Raw genomic sequence first — 16,727 nt, 5'->3', positions numbered from 1 at the left:
TGAAGAGGTTCATATTTGGGGTTTGGCATGCCAATAACGGCTTTGGGGTCCGTAAGGAAACCAAATATGGGATTATACTGCCTTTAGGGTCTGCGGTGTCCGATAGCTGCTTTTGTGCGGCAAATGTGATCTGAGGTAACGAAGGTTGGTGCGGTTGGTGCTTAGACCAAGGTGGAATTTTAAAAAAAGACGCGGACGTCACAGCAGCCATTATCATGACCTACTGGGCACCCACGTCTATTGTGAAAAAAAGGGATTGAAAATAGGAAAGAGCTTAAAGCTCTCTCCCGAGACTGTCATTAATGGTTAGACAAAAAGTGAACGGCTGATGATAACCAGCAAGATAAAGAGAACCAGGATGGCGCCAGTGCTAGTGAATGGGCCACCTCCACAACATCCATATCCGCCTCTAACTTCTTCGCTCATGTTCATTCCCCTTTCGGTGTGTGTGTTGTACTTGAGTACATCGTATTGTATGTGCGGAGAGAGGGGCGTGTATAGGCCAATGTCGGATTCGTGTACAAAAAAAATCAGCTCCGTGAAAACGGAGCTGATTGTAAGCTATATAAAGTTCAGTTAGGCTTTTTCTAAATCGCGAACACCTGCGTATACAAGATCGAAAAGATCTTCGAGCTGTTCCTCTTCGATACATGAGAAAGCAATACGTAGGTCAGTTTCACCCAAAGCAATAGTGCCTAGTCCGTAATTATGAATCAGGTGAAGCCGGAGATCTTCAGCCGCAACAGTATGCAGCTTCAGACACATAAAGTAACCGGAGTTAAAAGGATAATACGTCCATACATCCTCGCCGTATTTGCCGCTATCCAGCAGTGCTTTTACTTTATTCGCACGGCCTTTCATGATCTGGAACTTCTCTTCCTTCTGTGCTTCGAATTCCGGAGATTTCAAGGCGTCTAGTACGAAGGTCTGCGAAGGATGCGCACCGCTGGAAATGGTGGCACGGATGATGCCTAGTGTTTTTTGCTCCAATGCTGCCAGCAGGTCTTTGTCCTCCGAGGCATAAGTGATGAAACCGACACGGAAGCCCCAGACAAATTCTTCTTTGGTCGCACCGTCAATCTTGATTGGAAGCACACGAGGATGCAGATGAGCCAGTTTGCCAAACAGCGATTCTTTAAGTGAATCCTCAAAGAATAACCCGAAGTATGCATCATCACTTACAACAACAACGTTGATGCCTTCCTCAGCCGCACGAAGGATAGCTGCAACGATCTCATCGCCTTCCTTAATCCCTGGAGTATATCCGGTAGGATTGTTAGGGAAGTTCAGCAGCACAATCGCTTTGCCGCGTTCTTTTTGAGCAAGCAGCGCGTCTTCCAGACCTGCACTGTTAAACGTCATTTCTTCTGTGAACAGCGGATAGTTAACGGTCTCCCCATGGCGGCGGATTCCGAAGGTTAATTCGTAGTTCTCCCAGTTCTTGTCCGGGTAGATAATCGCGTCACCTGGCTCTGCGAAGAGGTCAGCGACAATGCTAAGCCCGTGAGTCAGGGCATTGGTTACAACGGGATTGCTGATGGTTTTACCTTCTAGCGATGGATTTTCGCGCAGCATCTTTTCACGCCATACAGTACGCAGCTCTGGTTTACCTGCCGGAGGGGCGTAACTATAAAGATCCTTAGGACTGTAAGCGGAGAGTTTATCCTGAATGACGCCGAGGTGCATAGGTACGCCACCTTCAGTAGCAATACCGATGGTTGCGTTGTATTTCTTGGCGTGAGCTCCTGCTTCAGCGGATTGGCTCAGGATGCCCTCTTTTGGGAAGTAAATCTCTTTGCCAAGCGTAGAGAGCATATCATACACATGTTCATTTCCTGCTTTGATACTTTCGTTTAATTGTCCAGCTAGTGGATTCATCAGTTTCATCCTTCCAGGGTTCTTTGGGGATAACATACTGTTAACATTGCCTAACATTATATCACCGCCAATTGCAACCGTCACTTGGAAAGATACGATTTTTAAAAAATATCATTCGGCGTGGAAAGGGCAGTATTTTTTCATCATTTCTATCGTTTCTTCATCACGCGGATTATTTCTTTCGGACAGGCCGGAAATGATGCCGGAGCGCTCTTCTTCTTTTAGGTTTTGCCCAAACTTAAACTTCGCAGTGATCTCCTCGGGGGTAATGCGCACAACGGCAACTCCCTTTAGACGGGGACGATATTTAGGGTCCTCTGCATCGATGGAATCATAACCCCCCTCGGGCTGGAGCTTTTTCATAAATAAGGAGAGTACACTGGCTTTTTCACTAATGTCTTCAACAGGTTCGGCTTTGCCGTAGGCGGTCACACTTTTAAAATAGGCGGTTGCAGGGCAGGCCAGCTCGGGATCGCTAAAATAAGACGGGATAAGAGCATACTCATCCGCTACCGTAAAGCAGACCTGCTGCTGATTGCGGATCGCCTTCATTTTGCCACCAGCATGACTGCCGTGGAAATAGAAACAACCATCTGTATATACAAAATTCAGCGGTGTCACCCGCGGTTGCCCCTGTTCATCGCTTGTACCGAGAAAACCAAAACTCATTCCGTTAAGAAAAGAGACCAATTCTTCCTCCTGATCTACTTTAAATTCTTTTCTGCGCATAGGGATCACGTCCTCTTTCTTTTTTAGTCTAGAGCGTCTGCTCCAATGTAAATGTTCTTTAAAGAATAGTAGAGTGGTTGACAATTAAAAAGGACCAATTAAGATAGTTTTTAATGGACCACTTGCTGGTCAAGGAGGATAACGATGAATATCACGCTGGCATACGATCAATATCTGGCGATACACCGCTACAAATATTTAGCGTTATATCACGCGCTCCGCGCAGGAATATTGGAAGGAACACTTCCGGGAGGCACTCCGCTGCCGTCTACACGAAGTCTTGCTAAGCACTATGAGCTGTCGCGCGGATCGGTCTCGCAGGTGTATGAAATGTTGCTCGCTGATGGTTATGTAAGGACTGAAACGGGGCGGGGGACATTCGTATCGGAAGATAGCTTTGCTTCAGCTGCCAGTGGCAGTGACGGTGAGAACCGGGCTTTGGATGAAGCCGCAGATGCTGCTGGAGGAGATTGTGCAAGCGAGACTACGATTCCGATCTCGGCGTGGGGAAAGCGGCTGCTCGCGCGCCCGATACCCTTTTATGAAAAGAGTAACAAGAAAGTAGTGAGCTTCCAGAGTAGTGGTATGCGGATGGAACATTTTCCATACTCCGAATGGCGCAGTGCGCTCTCTTATGCCGGAGGGAAGGAAGGTGGATTGCTGCAAAGCACTTGTCCACCTCAAGGCGATGAAGGACTTCGGAAAGCTATCGCTGCACATCTGCGGATTACCCGCGGGATTCGCGCGGATGCAGAGCATATCGTATTGTTCAGCGGCTCGATGCAAGGCATCGTTATTTTGACGCAGCTGCTGCTGGATGCAGGAGGCTCAGCGGTCGTTGAGAACCCGGGCTTTCACGGGATTCGCCGAGCCGTAGAGATCACCGGAGGCCGATTGCTGGCAGGGGAGCTGGATGGCAACGGTCTTATTCCGGAGGATTGGGATGCCCGGCTGTTGTTTGTTACGCCGAGCCGTCAATTTCCTACGGGTGTGGTACTGCCTTTGGAACGACGCCGAACCTTGTTGGAATGGGCGCAGCGGCATCATGCAGTAATCATTGAAGATGATTATGACAGTGAGTTCCGTTGGGCTGGGCGTCCTATCGAGCCCTTAAAAGCACTGGATCGTGAAGAGCGGGTCGTATATGTTGGCTCCTTTTCAAACACGATGTTTTCAGGCCTGCGGCTCGGCTTTGCAGTGCTTCCACCCTCTTTAGTAAAGCCGACTATCGCCGCCAAGGCGCTATATGAGCCCTTGCCGGTAGGGCTGCTGGAGCAGCGAGCCTTGGCGCGGTTCATGAATACAGGCGGCTATGGCCGTCATCTGCGCCGGATGACACGCATCTATGGTGAACGCGGACGAATCCTCAGGACGCTGCTGTCGGAACGGCTTAAGGAGCTCTTCGAGCTGCTGCCTGGTGATGCGGGCTTGCATGTATATGCCCGCTGGCTGCGCAGCAGCGAAGAGTTTGTTGCTTTCCGAGCGGCAGCGCTTAGGCGCGGCACGGATTTTAGAGATGCCGCGTTATATCAGCTATCACCGGGAGCGCCGGCCGCTTGTTTTTCTTTTGCCCATCTGAATGCCGCGGAGCTGGAGGAAGGGATAACAAGCCTGCATCTGGCGTGGGAAGATGTACAAAATGCAACATGACAAGGTATGATAAAGAAGATGAAATGCAAAACTAAGCGAATGCTTACGAGACAAGTTTTGCTAACAAAACAAAGCGGATGCTTACGAAGCAAGCTTTGCTAACAAAACAAAGCGAATGCTTACGAAGCAAGCTTTGCGAAGAAGTTCAAAGTAGGTTATGCTAACAAAACTTTTAGGAGGGAACGTTATGCTGCATGCATCGCCGTCCTCTTTTGTTATTTTGCCGGCTCTGGCTAAGATTGTATGCGAGCCGGGCTGGAAATGGCAAAAAAGAGAGAAGTCGCTGCAAAATTATGATTTATTTTATGTATGGAGCGGGGAAGGGACGGTTGTGCGTAACGATGAACCCTTTCAAGTAGGTAAGGGAAGCTGCTTCCTTTTTCGTCCGGGTGACCATACAAGTGCTACACATAATCCGCAAAAGCCACTTGTACTTACATATATTCATTTTGATGTCTCCGAAGAGGTGACGGATATTCCGCTGCCCTATCGTGAGCTTACAGAAACCGTTGAATTTGAACATCTGCTTGCTAGGTACGTTCGACTATTTCTGGTGGATACTTACGCCGCTGAAGAAGAAGGGCAGCTTGTACTGAAGCAGCTGATGATTCATCTGCTGAGGGAGGACCGTGTGAAGCCAGTAGAACGTTATGTTAGCAACCATTTGACAGAAATCATTCACGAAATAGCGAACTATGTGAGCCAGCATCCGGGGATTGCACATCGAGTAGAGGATCTTGCTGCTCGTGCGGGGCTTTCACCGCGGTATTTTTCAATTAAGTTCAAGGAGCTTACGGGTTCTTCTGTGCAGTCTTATGTCATCCGAGCCCGGATTGAGCGTGCTCAGCATTTACTGCTGTACGCGGGAATGAATGTTACTGAGGTAGCAGATGCGCTTGGATATCGTGACATTTTCTTTTTCAGCCGCCAGTTCAAGCAATATACCGGAAAAAGTCCATCTGAGATCCGCTGATTCACTTTTTTTGTTTCAGTTTGATCACCCAAGGGTAAATACTTTGCAGTTTAGTTTACAGAGAATTTACATAACTTCTTGGAAGGAGACTCTTGGCATGATCATCAGACGCAGAATTTGCAACACGGATTGTAAGAGTGGAGGCGGAGGTATTTTTAGAAACCGCTTAAAACGGTTAAAGCAGGCGAATGCTTTTGTCGTGGATAGCTGGTTCTAAACTGAACAAGCAAGCATAGAATCGCCTGATATGACTAAAAATATAAATAGCCGGGGCCGTGAGGCATCCGGTTTTTTTGTGTTGTTAGAAAATGATATATATAATGAACTTAAGTCGAAGATTAGAGTAACTGATGGGCATTTCATCGTGCCTCACGTTGTATTTTGTACAATAGATTGACTCTAATAGCAGTCGAATTTGAATTCTGAAGCACATCTTACATTCAAATTCAGGAGAAACAACCTTTTTAGAGATTATCACGATAATCTATTGCACGAAGTACAATGTAATGTATCTTCAAGTGAAAGTTAAGATTTTCTGTTGCACATTCTGCAATGAAGCGTATGCTCATTTACCGCAATATCCACACACCGTTCACGCTCCATGCACGCCTCATTCACGTACCTTTAAGGATGTTTAATTGGCCTAACTATGAGGTAGCGGTAGATATTTATTTCTACGATTGGGTTATTACTAAGGTGAGAGCTTTCTGCATACGTTTCGCATAACGTTGTTCGTCGGTAGAATATATAAGGTCCATAGTTGGAAGGAGAGAGAGAAAATGTACGAAATCGTACTTATACGTCATGGTGAGAGCCAGTACAATGTACAGAATTTGTTCACAGGCTGGAGTGACCCGGATTTAACTGAGAAGGGTATCCAAGAGGCAAAGACTGCTGGTAAGCTGTTGAAGGACGCTGGGTATACATTTGATCTGGCTTTTGCTTCGGTACTCAGACGCTCGATTAAAACTCTTAACTATGTACTGGATGAGATGGATTTGCTGTGGATTCCCGTGCAAAAGTCTTGGAAATTGAATGAACGCCATTACGGGGCATTGCAGGGATTAAGTAAAAGCGAGACAGCACTAAAATATGGAGATGAGCAGCTGCATATCTGGCGGCGGAGTTTATCGGTGAGACCCCCGTTGCTGGAGCTTGATGATCCTAGGTATGCCAGAAACGATATTCGCTACAGCAGTGTTCGTCCGGGAGATATCCCGCGTGGAGAGAGCCTGGAGGACACTGTACATCGTGTAGGCGATTTCTGGGGAAACCGGATCGTACCTCTTTTGCGTAAAAAAGAACGGGTGCTTATCTCAGCCCACGGCAATACGCTGCGTGCATTGATTAAATTTATGGAGGATATTGATGAAGCGGCATTACTGGAGCTCAATATCCCTACCGGAGTACCACTCGTGTACAAACTGGATGAGGACATGAATCCTATCAGTCGCTTTTATCTAGGCGATCCGGAACAGGTAGCGGCCAAGGCGCTTGATGTTGCTAAGCAGGGACATGTGTAATTGGCGTGTAATAAGCGTATAGGCGTAGCAGGTGTATTGAGTATAACGGGTGTATTGAGTATAACGGGTGTACAGTAATAAGCAAAACGGGGCGTAAAGGTAAAATAAGCGCAACAGGTGTAGTAGGTTATATAAGCGTAACAGGCGTATTAGGTGTAATAAGCATATTAGGGCGTAGCAGGTTGAACAAGCATAACAGGTGTATTGGGTTAAATAGGCGCAACAGGCGTAATAGGTGGGTTACATGAAAAGATAAAAGGACAGCCTTGGGGCTGTCCTTTTTGTTATTAGTGTGTTTGTGGCCAATCAAATGTGCGAAAATGGCGCGTATAAGGTCAGTTGGGTCCGATGGCGTTGAATGCTAACCTTCCACCAATTCTCCGTTGATTCTCGACCAACGCTCTACCAGCCCTCAACTAACGCTCGACTAGTCCTTAACTAACTCTCGGCCAGCCCTCCACTAACGCTCTACCAGCCCTCCACTAAAACGCTCGACTAGCCCTCAACTAACGCTCGACTAGCCCTTAACTAACGCTCGACTAGCCCTCCACTAACGCTCGACTAGCCCTCAACTAACTTTCGGCCAGCCCTCAACTAACTTTCGACCAACCTCCACCAACGCTCTGCAAATGCTTACGGACTCAGCAGCCGCTATTTGCCCATTTATCGCCATTTGAGCGGATTTTCGGACTCCAGCGCCGCTATTGCCTAAGATCTAGCGCAAATAGGGTGTTTTTCATACCAATAGCTGCGGTGGAGTCCGATAGAATCGCAAATGTGTCAAAAATCCGCGTATAAGGTCAGCTGGGTCCGATAGCGGCGAGTGCACACCTTCCACCAGCTCTCGACCAGCCCTCCACTAACGCTCGACTAGTCCTTAACTAACGCTCGACTAGTCCTTAACTAACTCTCGGCCAGCCCTCAACTAACTTTCGACCAACCTCCACCAACGCTCTGCAAATGCTTACGGACTCAGCAGCCGCTATTTGCCCATTTATCGCCATTTGGGCGGAGTTTCGGACTCCAGCGGCGCTATTTCCCAAGAATCGACTCTAATATGGCGTTTTTCATGCCAATAGCTGCGGTGGAGTCCGATAGAATCGCAAATGTGTCAAAAAGCCGCGTATAAGGTCAGCTGGGTCCGATAGCTAGCGATAGGTGTACGTTGGCTAGCGATAGGTAGATGATAGCTGGACGATAGCTGGACGATAGCTGGACGATAGGTACACGATAGCTAGAGCGTTCGCCTCCGCAACTGTGCTCCACACGAAGTCCCCAAAATTAGAGGGCACCCCAGCAGCCATTTCATGGCTTTTGAGGTACCCTCTAATTTTTCTTGGAATTCGCCTAAATCTCCCTACAAAGGTTGATGCAACGTTCCCAGTAGTTCGCCCATTTTTACCTTTGAGTTGACCTCAAGCTTGGGTCTCGGGGTAAAGGTACCGCTTTCCGTGAGCAGCACTACGGTGGAGCCAAACTCAAAATAAGCCAGATCATCGCCTATTTGCCACTCGGCAGCGGTATCATCCGTATAACGAATACTGCTGACGTTCATTGCGCCTACCTTTACTACCGCGGTTTCTCCGTGACTCCCGGCAATATACGTAATGAGACGTTCGTTGCGGTTCAGGACACCCTTCATATGTCGCATTCCGAAATCGTTGACAGGATAGGCCCGTCCGCGAATATAATCGCTCTCCACCTTTTGTCCGGTAAGGGGAGAGTGAATCCGGTGATAATCGGTAGGACTCAAATAAAGAACGAAGAAAAAACCCTTCTTGTACAGCTCCAGATGCGGGGAGTGATTAAGGAGATCCTCGATCTTATAATCCTGCCCTTTTACATTCATAATCGTACCGGCGTTAATGTCACCCATAGCAGTAATCGTTGCGTCTACGGGACTAACCAAAGCGTCAGCGTCGGTTGCAATAGGCCGCATGCCCGGCTTCAGCCGGCGGCTGAAAAACTCATTAAGAGTGAGATATTCTCCAGGATTTTTCTCCGCTTGAGCGGAGGGGATTTGATAAGTCTTAATAAATGCCGGGATAAGAAAACGGCTGATTCTACTATGAGAAAAAGATCCCATTAACCGTGAAAGCCACCGGTGTGAGGATAGCTCGGTCATCAGCCGTAGCAATTGTTTTACCATGCCCATCTCCCTTCCATAATGCAGCAGTACGGTTGTATACGGGTCGTCTCTGCTCTGCATTATATTGACATAGAATAGGAGACAAATCAATAACTGTTATATACCGTACTGTTCGTTTCTATTAAAAAACGCGCGTATCCCATAGGTCTGCGATAGCTGTCTTTCCAAATTTCCGTAAGGCCGGCTTTATGAAATCCGTAGCGTTGGTCACGACCGTTACACTCTATGAAGAAGAGTCGTCCGTCCTTAGTAATGCCTATATCCAGTCCGATATCGGCCAGTCCGGGAAGGTCTTGCTCCAGACACCGTGCGATTGCAAGGCTAAGTATTTCGACAGACATACGGATGTGGGCCGCTGTGGATCTTGAAAAGGCCTTTTCGAGCGCGAGGGAGGAGCTTAACGCTTCTCCTCCGCGGGCTATATTGGAGACAAAGCCCCCTGGGGCAGCCAGTTTGGCGAAGAGCCCAGTGACCTGCCAATCTCCTCCCCAGCCGCGCTGAACGGTGACGCGTAGATCAAAGGGACGTCCTCCAATCTCAGCAAGGGGAATACGTTCTTGTACAAGATAAGGCACGGAGGTTAGGCGTGCGCGGAGCGCTTGTGGCAACGCCGCCTGATTGACGGGAATACTTCTCCAGCGCTGCATCGAAGGGGAGAGGTAGCTCAAGGTCCAACGCTGAGCTCCCTTGCGGACCAGCCGCATGACCCCATTCCCTATACTTCCCCGGCAAGGTTTTAGAATGAGATCGGGATAAAGATTCATCATTTCTTTTAGGCCTGAGACTCTCGTTGTTACGGGTAAATATTCGCGAAGCTCCGTATTTTTTTCAAGCAGCTGATGGATCTCATCTTTGCCGTATCGATTACATGTATTGAAAATCAGGGGATAGTGCTTCAGCAGACGCTGCATCCCCGTGCTGTTTTTGCTGTATATTGCCCGGTTATGGATAACAGCAGGCGTAGGAACAACTACGCTTTTATATCCATTAACTCCCTTTATATAGGCGGCACTAAAGCCTGTGTCCGTATCGATGTCCGCGAGCTTCAGGAAGCAAGGGACTAAACCGTATGCCGCCGCGGCCTCTTCATAGTTGGATAGAGACTCCTGTCCTGTTTTTAGCCGGGGAACGCCCCGGTGCATATCGGCATTTAGTAATATTCCAACGAGCTTATGCCCCATGTTTGTTCCTCCTGTTTCATCGGTTACATGATCCCTGCTTTTTCTACTCTTGTCATAGTATGTTTGTACCCGCGTGTCAGGGTGGACGAATGCGCGAAGGCAGATGCCTTTTTTTATACATAATCTTATGAAGGCCTCATCGCAAAAGGGTGTCATAAGCCCATACCGCTGCATATGATGCCTAGGAGAAACATTAGATGGAAGGAGGAGACTGCTTGTGAGGGGTTCCAAAAAAAAGCAGCCGCGCAGTCCACAGAAACGACTCTATTTTGTAGATAATCCCAATAAAGAGGAACTGAGTATGCTGGATACCAAAAGCAGCTCTAGAAGCTCGGGGAATAACAGTGACGGAGTCAGTGAAGCAGAGATCGCGGAAGTTCAGGTAAGTGGGGGAGCAATAGCTGAAGTCGTTTTAGAGGAGCCAACTTCTGCTCCAGTTCTACAATTGGAGCCGGAGCTTATAGAGGAAGCGCAGCTTCAGAAACAGGCGGATAATCTTCCTGAAACCGTATGGTTCGCTCCTCCAGAGAAAGAACGTTTTCAGCCCGTTTATACAGATGATCTTTCGGATGCAGCGGTGACCGGAGCCAAAATCGCTCCACGTACCATTGACGGTTCTAAGCTAAAGTTCGGCATTATTGGTACACCTTGGCTGCAAGATTACGCTGTACAGAGTATCAATATCGCGGACAAGGCAGTCACTTCTGCAAAAATCGCACCAGAATCGATTGTGGGCGAGCATTTAGCAGAAGGAAGCGTTAGTGGCGGTAAGCTGCTGGATCATTCGATCAGTGGAGAGAAGCTGAAAAATGGCAGTATTAGTCCAGAGAAGCTGGCTGATCGGATTATAGGCGGCGGTCAAATTGCAGATAAAGCTATTGAGAGCCGCCATTTAAGCGATTTGATTATTACTGCGGATTTACTGGAAGATGGAGCCGTTACTAGTGACAAAATAGGAAGCAGCAGCATCACAAGCCGCCACCTAGCAAACGGCAGTGTTGACCGTTCCAAGCTGGCCGATGCAGCGGTATCTGGCGATAAAATAGCTGATGGTGAAATCAGCAGCTCAAAGCTAGCGGATGCTGTCATTGAAGGCCGCCATCTTAGCGACGCCTTGATAACCGCCAGACATCTGGCCCCGGGAGCGATTGGTTCTGATCAGCTTGCCAGCAAATTGATCGGTAAGGAACAGCTGCAGACGGGTATTATCGAAGGCGGACATTTAGCTGATGGAGCCATAGGCTCCAAGCAACTTGGTGCAGATGTCGTGAGAAGCATCCATTTAAGCCCAGAAAGTGTGAATGGTAATCATATCGGTGATGGCGAAATATCAAGTCGGCATTTGGCTGACCGCAGCATCTCTTTTTTAAAGCTGGCTGAGGGTGCAGTAGGGACTGCGCAGTTAGTGGAGCAAGCGGTAACCTCGTCCAAAATTGCTGACCAAAGCATTCTCCCACATAAGTTGGCAGACGAAGCAGTGACCACAAGACATATTGCTAAATCCGCCATTCGCGGACCGCAAATTGCTATGCAAGCCATAACTTCTATTCATCTGGAACGCGAAGCAGTGAATCATTCGCATATAGCTGCGGAAGCGGTCGGCTCGGAGCAGCTCAAGGAAGAAGCTATTCAGACTCAACATTTATCTTCCGGTGCTGTGACTGGAGAACAGCTGGCTTCAGAATCTGTGGGTGGGGAGCATCTTCGTGCACAGAGCGTTACTTCAGCCAAGTTGGCAGATGGAAGTGTAAATGCAGCTAAGCTGGCAGCGGGTGCAGTGATTGGCAGCACGATTGCGCGTGAAGTAGTCAGTGGTGAACATATCGCTTTTTGTACAGTGGAGGAAAAACATCTGGCGGATGCCAGTGTGAGCGGCCGTGTATTGCAGGATGCTGTGGTAAATAAGGATCATTTGGCCACGGGAGCCGTGGAACGAAGACATCTTGGTGAAAATAGTGTGACTTCCGCTGCGATTCAGTCGGGCTCAGTTTCAGGAGATAAGCTGGCTTCCGCTGCGGTGAGAGAAATTCACCTGGCAGCAGGAGCCGTGCAGCCTCATCATCTGGCCGATCATGCAGTGACCTCGTTGAAGCTTTCACCGGAAAGTGTCTCAACGGATAAAATCAGTGATTTAGCAGTCACTTCGGCTAAGCTTGCAGACGGCAGCATAGAATCCAGTAAACTGGCGGCGTCAGCAGTTCAAGCGGAGCATTTGTCGGTAAATGCTGTGAGTTCGAAAACCATAAGCGAAAGTGCTGTTCAAAGTAGACATTTGAATCCCGGCAGTGTCAGTGGGGCGCATATCCGGCCGTTGTCTATCGGGAATGGTCATATCCTTCCGAATTCTATTTCTGCAGTTCAAATCCAAGAGGGCAGTATTAATAGCTCTAAGCTGGTAAAAGGTGCCGTGGATTCTCAGCATCTTTCACCTGGTAGTGTAGACGGCAGCCATCTGTGTATCGATACCATTGAAGGCCGTCATATCCTACCGGGTGAGATCACGCTGGCTCATCTGGCGGAAGAGGTACGTAGCTCTGAGTTGCTGCCAGACGGCTGCATAACTGGGGAGAAGCTGGCAGAAGGATCGGTAGATTCCAACCATCTCCTGCCTGGAAGTGTGAACGGAAGCCATTTGAACTCGGGTTCTGTAGAAGGTCGACATATCCTACCGGGTGAGGTCACGCTTGCTCATCTGGCTGCAGATGCATATACCTCCGACTTGCTGCCTGAAGGCAGTATTACCGGGAAGAAGCTGGCGGGAGCATCTGTGGATTCTATTCATTTAGTGTTTGGAAGTGTGGAAGGCGGACATCTGAGTTCAGGTTCCGTCGAAGGACGTCATATTGGAAAAGGTGAGATTACCCTAGCTCATCTCGCCGATGAAACCCGAAGCGCTGATCTGCTGCCAGACGGTAGCATTACTAGAGAGAAGCTGGCGGAAGAATCTGTAAGTTCTATACATCTAGTGCCTGGCAGTGTGGATGGCAGCCATTTAGGCCCAGACACAGTTGAAGGACGTCATATCCGATACGGTGAGATCACGCTGGCTCATTTGGCAAAAGAAACACGCAGCTCTAAATTGCTGCCAGACGGTAGTATTTCTGGAGTAAAGCTGGCACATGCTTCCGTAAATTCAAATCATCTAGTACCTGGCAGTGTGGAAGGCGTTCATCTAAGCTCAGGTTCTGTCGAAGGGCGCCATATTGGAAAAGGTGAGATTACGTTAGCTCATCTGGCCGAAGAAACACGTAGCGCTGACTTGCTGCCAGACGGTAGCATCACTCGGGAGAAGTTGGCGGAAGAATCCGTAAATTCTAATCATCTGGTGCCTGGAAGCGTAGATGGCAGTCATTTGAGTCCGGACACAATAGAAGGACGTCATATCCGATATGGTGAGATCACGCTGGCTCATTTGGCCGAAGAAACACGCAGCTCCAATTTGCTGCCAGACGGTAGCATTACTGGGGAGAAACTGGCGGAAGCATCCATAAATTCGAATCACCTTGTACCTGAAAGCGTGGAGGGAACTCATCTGAGTCCGTCTGCAATAGAAGGACGCCATATTGGAAAAGGTGAGATCAAGCTAGCACATCTGGCAGATGAGGTACGCAGCTCCGAGCTGCTGCCAGACGGAAGCATTACCGGGGTGAAGCTGGCGGAAGCCTCCGTAGAAGCAATTCATCTAGTGCCTGGCAGTGTGGATAGAACTCATCTGAGTCCGTCTGCAGTAGAAGGTCTCCATATTGGAAAAGGTGAGATCAAGCTAGCACATCTAGCGGAAGAGGTACGCAGCTCCGAGTTACTGCCGGATGGCAGCATTACCGGTAAAAAGTTGGAGGGTGGATCTATTACTGCCTACCATTTGGCTCCTGGCAGTGTCTATGGGGGACACTTAGGGGGGAATGCGGTAGATAGCCGCCATATCCGTGCTGGAAGCATTACTCTGAATCATTTGGCAGAAGAAGTGCGCAGCGCTGATTTATTGCCGGAAGGCAGTATTACAGGCGAGAAGATTGAAGTCGCGACGATTCAGTCTTTCCATTTAGCCCAAGGCAGCGTCTCTGGAGGTCATTTGGCCGGGGATGCGGTGGATGGCCGCCATATTCGATCGGACAGCATCACGCTGAAGCATTTGGCAGAAGAGGTACGCAGTGCGGATTTGTTGCCGGATGGCAGCATTACGGAAGAAAAACTCGCTGAAGGCTCCGTGAGTTCCTCACATTTACAACCATGGAGTGTTTACGGAGAGCATCTTGCTGACAAGATCGTGGCAGATCGGCATTTGCAGCCTGGCATCATCAAATTAGAACATCTTGCAGATGAAACACGCAGCTCAGCCCTGCTCCCGGATGGCAGTATCAACGGAGCTAAGCTGAAGGAAGGTAGTATCGAGTCCGCTCATCTGACAGAAGGTGCAGTAGGGACAACAGAGCTTCAGGATGAAGCAGTAGTAGCATCCAAAATCTCTTCGTTTGCGATTCAAGCCCGCCATCTGGAAGAAGAAAGTGTTCAGGAATATCATATTTCCCCAGGTGCAGTAAACGGGACTCATCTGGCACCGAACTCTGTAAATACAGATCATCTGTCCTTCAGTCCGATTCAGACAGCTGGGAAGCGAGAAGCACTACAGCAGTTTGGAATGACAGCATTTATGTTCAATGGGGATGCAGAGAGTGTAGAGGTGACCGTATCGTTTGATGAGAGCTTTGGGCATACGGGTTATGTGCTTGTTGCCATGACCAATCAGCCTTACTTCTATGCTTCCTTAAAGAGCAGAGCCAATGGAGAAGCAGTGATTCAAGTGGTGCGGTTGCGCGAAACTCCGCATTTCTATGGGGTTATCTCTTGGATTGCTATAGGTGCTCCCTTAGCTAAACCGGCAGCAGATGATCGTGTATTTGATTGAACCTTAAGCAGTTCCTCTTAAAAACAGCAGAGCAGCGAATCTCCTTATTGGAGATCGCTGCTCTGTTTTTTTGTTGGGAACGGTACTTGTCAGCATTGCCGGGTTTAATCAATCGCTGTGGCTGCGGCTCTGTCCGATACCTGGTAGTCTAAACATCTGCTACTACTTACGGACCCAAATGGCGTTATTTGCAGGTTTGTTGTCTTTTGAGGCTGGTTTCGGACTCTATGGACCTCTGTCAAGAAAGTGGACAGTCACGCAACAGACATTCTAGTCAATTGCTCAGCAAAACGAACTGGAGAAAGATACCCCAGCGCGCCATGCATTCGCTTGCGGTTATAATAAAACTCAATATATTGAAAAAGTGTCTGGTAGGCTTGCTCCTTAGTTTTGAAGCGTGGATTACAATAAATGAGCTCCTTTTTCAAAATGCTGTGCCACGACTCGATACAGGCGTTATCATAACAATTACCTCTGCGGCTCATGCTGGACTCCATGCCATACGCTTTCAACTGCTGCCTGTATTCATGAGAAGTATATTGAGAACCTCTATCGGAGTGATGTAATAGACCCTTTTCCGGTTGTTTAGCTTCGTAAGCATCTTGTAAGGCGCCCGAAATTAAGCTAGTTTCCATATGGTTCTCCAAGCGCCACCCCACGATTTCGCGCGTGCAAAGGTCCATTACACTAGCCAGGTACAAGCGCCCTCCCCGGCAAGGAATGTACGTAATGTCGGTAACCCATACTGAATTGGGTTTGAGTATTTTAAATTGCTGGTTCAGCGTATTCGGGGCAATCGGATGGTCATGATTGGAGTCAGTGGTCTGTACGCGATACGTTTTGGAGACAATGGAGCGAAGCTTCATATGTCGCATGTACACACTCACCGTGCGTTCGGTAACGGTATAACCTTCTTGATGTAACAGGCGGGTGATCTTCGGACTCCCATACCGCTTTTGATGGTCTGCAAAATGATACTGAATTCGCTTCATTATCGCAGCCTTACGAAGCATATGCGTACTGTTTTTTTCTGTCCGCCACTTGTAGTACCCGCTCCGTGACACATGTAGGGTCATGCACATCTTCTCCAAGAGAAACTCGGAGCGATGTTTTTCAATAAACTGGAATCTCAGTTCCTTGGTTTGCTGAAGATGTGCACTGCTTTTTTTACGATCGCTAATTCCTCTTCCACATCGGCAATCTTGTTATCTTTTTCTTGAAGTTGACGGCTCATTTCTTTCAACTGTGCCTCGAGTTCCCGTACTCGATCCACGCTAGCTGCCGGTTCATTCTTTAGTTCTCGATACTGGCTCATCCATTGATGCAGGGTACTTTTTGGGATGTTGAGCTCTTCCGCCAAGTCGCCCACTGTCTTTGTTTGCTCTTGAATGAACTGCACTGTCTGTTTTTTAAATTCTTCGTTATACCGTTGTCGATGTTCTCCCATGTGAACACACCTCCGTGGACTCATTATCGCCAGTCTGTTAACTACTGTCCACTTTTTATTCTAGCTTCACTAGTGACGCTATTGTATAGAAATAGAGCCTTATTGGGTTCTTTTGATGCCAATAGCTGCTATGGAGTCCGTTAATAATCTAAAAGTGTGATAATGCGGCGAATAGGAGCAACTGTGTCCGATAGCGCCAAAGTATAATCATCCGCTGCAGATTCGGTTGTGTCCGATAGCGCCAAAGTATAATCATCCGTTGTGGATTCGGCTGTGTCCGATAGCGCTAAA

11 protein-coding genes are annotated in these 16,727 nt (G+C 48.3%); 4 read left to right on the top strand and 7 right to left on the bottom strand.

Going from position 1 to position 16,727, the window contains the following annotated elements; translation table 11 throughout:
* Positions 1-306: 306 nt before the first annotated feature.
* The 3 genes from NYE58_RS30150 to NYE58_RS30140 form a co-directional block, all read right to left on the bottom strand.
* The gene (locus NYE58_RS30150; RefSeq protein WP_212592220.1) at positions 307-426 is read right to left on the bottom strand and encodes a YjcZ family sporulation protein; all 120 of its coding nucleotides are present in this window, start codon (positions 424-426) and stop codon (positions 307-309) included.
* A gap of 150 nt (positions 427-576) precedes the next feature.
* Complete coding sequence (locus tag NYE58_RS30145; RefSeq protein ID WP_036679816.1) at positions 577-1,878, bottom strand: aminotransferase class I/II-fold pyridoxal phosphate-dependent enzyme; 1,302 nt, start codon at positions 1,876-1,878, stop codon at positions 577-579.
* A 111-nt stretch (positions 1,879-1,989) separates the two neighbouring features.
* Positions 1,990-2,607, bottom strand: a complete 618-nt coding sequence (locus NYE58_RS30140; protein WP_076277568.1) for a pyridoxamine 5'-phosphate oxidase family protein — start codon at positions 2,605-2,607, stop codon at positions 1,990-1,992.
* Between the two features lie 144 nt (positions 2,608-2,751).
* On the opposite strand from NYE58_RS30140, the gene pdxR reads away from it, so the two are divergent.
* The 3 genes from pdxR (at position 2,752) to gpmA (ending at position 6,753) form a co-directional block, all read left to right on the top strand.
* Positions 2,752-4,257, top strand: coding sequence for a MocR-like pyridoxine biosynthesis transcription factor PdxR (pdxR, locus tag NYE58_RS30135; RefSeq protein WP_341003780.1), 1,506 nt, complete (start codon positions 2,752-2,754; stop codon positions 4,255-4,257).
* Positions 4,258-4,444: 187 nt separating this feature from the next.
* Entirely contained in the window at positions 4,445-5,230 is a 786-nt protein-coding gene (locus tag NYE58_RS30130) for a helix-turn-helix domain-containing protein (protein WP_036679782.1), read from the top strand.
* Positions 5,231-6,009: 779 nt separating this feature from the next.
* Positions 6,010-6,753 carry a 2,3-diphosphoglycerate-dependent phosphoglycerate mutase gene (gpmA, locus tag NYE58_RS30125; protein ID WP_076141983.1) on the top strand — a complete coding sequence of 248 codons (744 nt, stop codon included), beginning with the start codon at positions 6,010-6,012 and terminating at the stop codon, positions 6,751-6,753.
* A 1,357-nt stretch (positions 6,754-8,110) separates the two neighbouring features.
* Here the strand turns inward: gpmA and asd are convergent.
* On the bottom strand, positions 8,111-8,902 hold the full coding sequence (asd, locus tag NYE58_RS30120) for an archaetidylserine decarboxylase (protein WP_076278180.1): 792 nt from the start codon (positions 8,900-8,902) through the stop codon (positions 8,111-8,113).
* An 86-nt stretch (positions 8,903-8,988) separates the two neighbouring features.
* Entirely contained in the window at positions 8,989-10,083 is a 1,095-nt protein-coding gene (locus tag NYE58_RS30115) for a YheC/YheD family endospore coat-associated protein (RefSeq protein WP_341003779.1), read from the bottom strand.
* 217 nt (positions 10,084-10,300) lie between these two features.
* On the opposite strand from NYE58_RS30115, the gene NYE58_RS30110 reads away from it, so the two are divergent.
* Positions 10,301-14,989: a WIAG-tail domain gene (locus tag NYE58_RS30110; protein WP_076278182.1), complete on the top strand. Its 4,689-nt coding sequence runs from the start codon at positions 10,301-10,303 to the stop codon at positions 14,987-14,989.
* Positions 14,990-15,243: 254 nt separating this feature from the next.
* On the opposite strand, the gene NYE58_RS30105 is transcribed toward NYE58_RS30110, so the two are convergent.
* Entirely contained in the window at positions 15,244-16,107 is an 864-nt protein-coding gene (locus tag NYE58_RS30105; RefSeq protein ID WP_341004317.1) for an IS3 family transposase, read from the bottom strand.
* An 11-nt stretch (positions 16,108-16,118) separates the two neighbouring features.
* A complete protein-coding gene (locus NYE58_RS30100; protein ID WP_036683594.1) occupies positions 16,119-16,436 on the bottom strand; it encodes a transposase in 318 nt (105 codons plus the stop codon).
* Positions 16,437-16,727: the final 291 nt, after the last annotated feature.

Origin of the sequence: Paenibacillus sp. FSL L8-0708 (genome assembly GCF_038009325.1) — a bacterium.
GTDB classification, from domain to species: Bacteria; Bacillota; Bacilli; order Paenibacillales; family Paenibacillaceae; genus Paenibacillus_AQ; species Paenibacillus_AQ odorifer.
The sequence above is the reverse complement of the archived record's forward strand: the minus strand, read 5'-3'. Positions and strand labels throughout refer to the sequence as shown.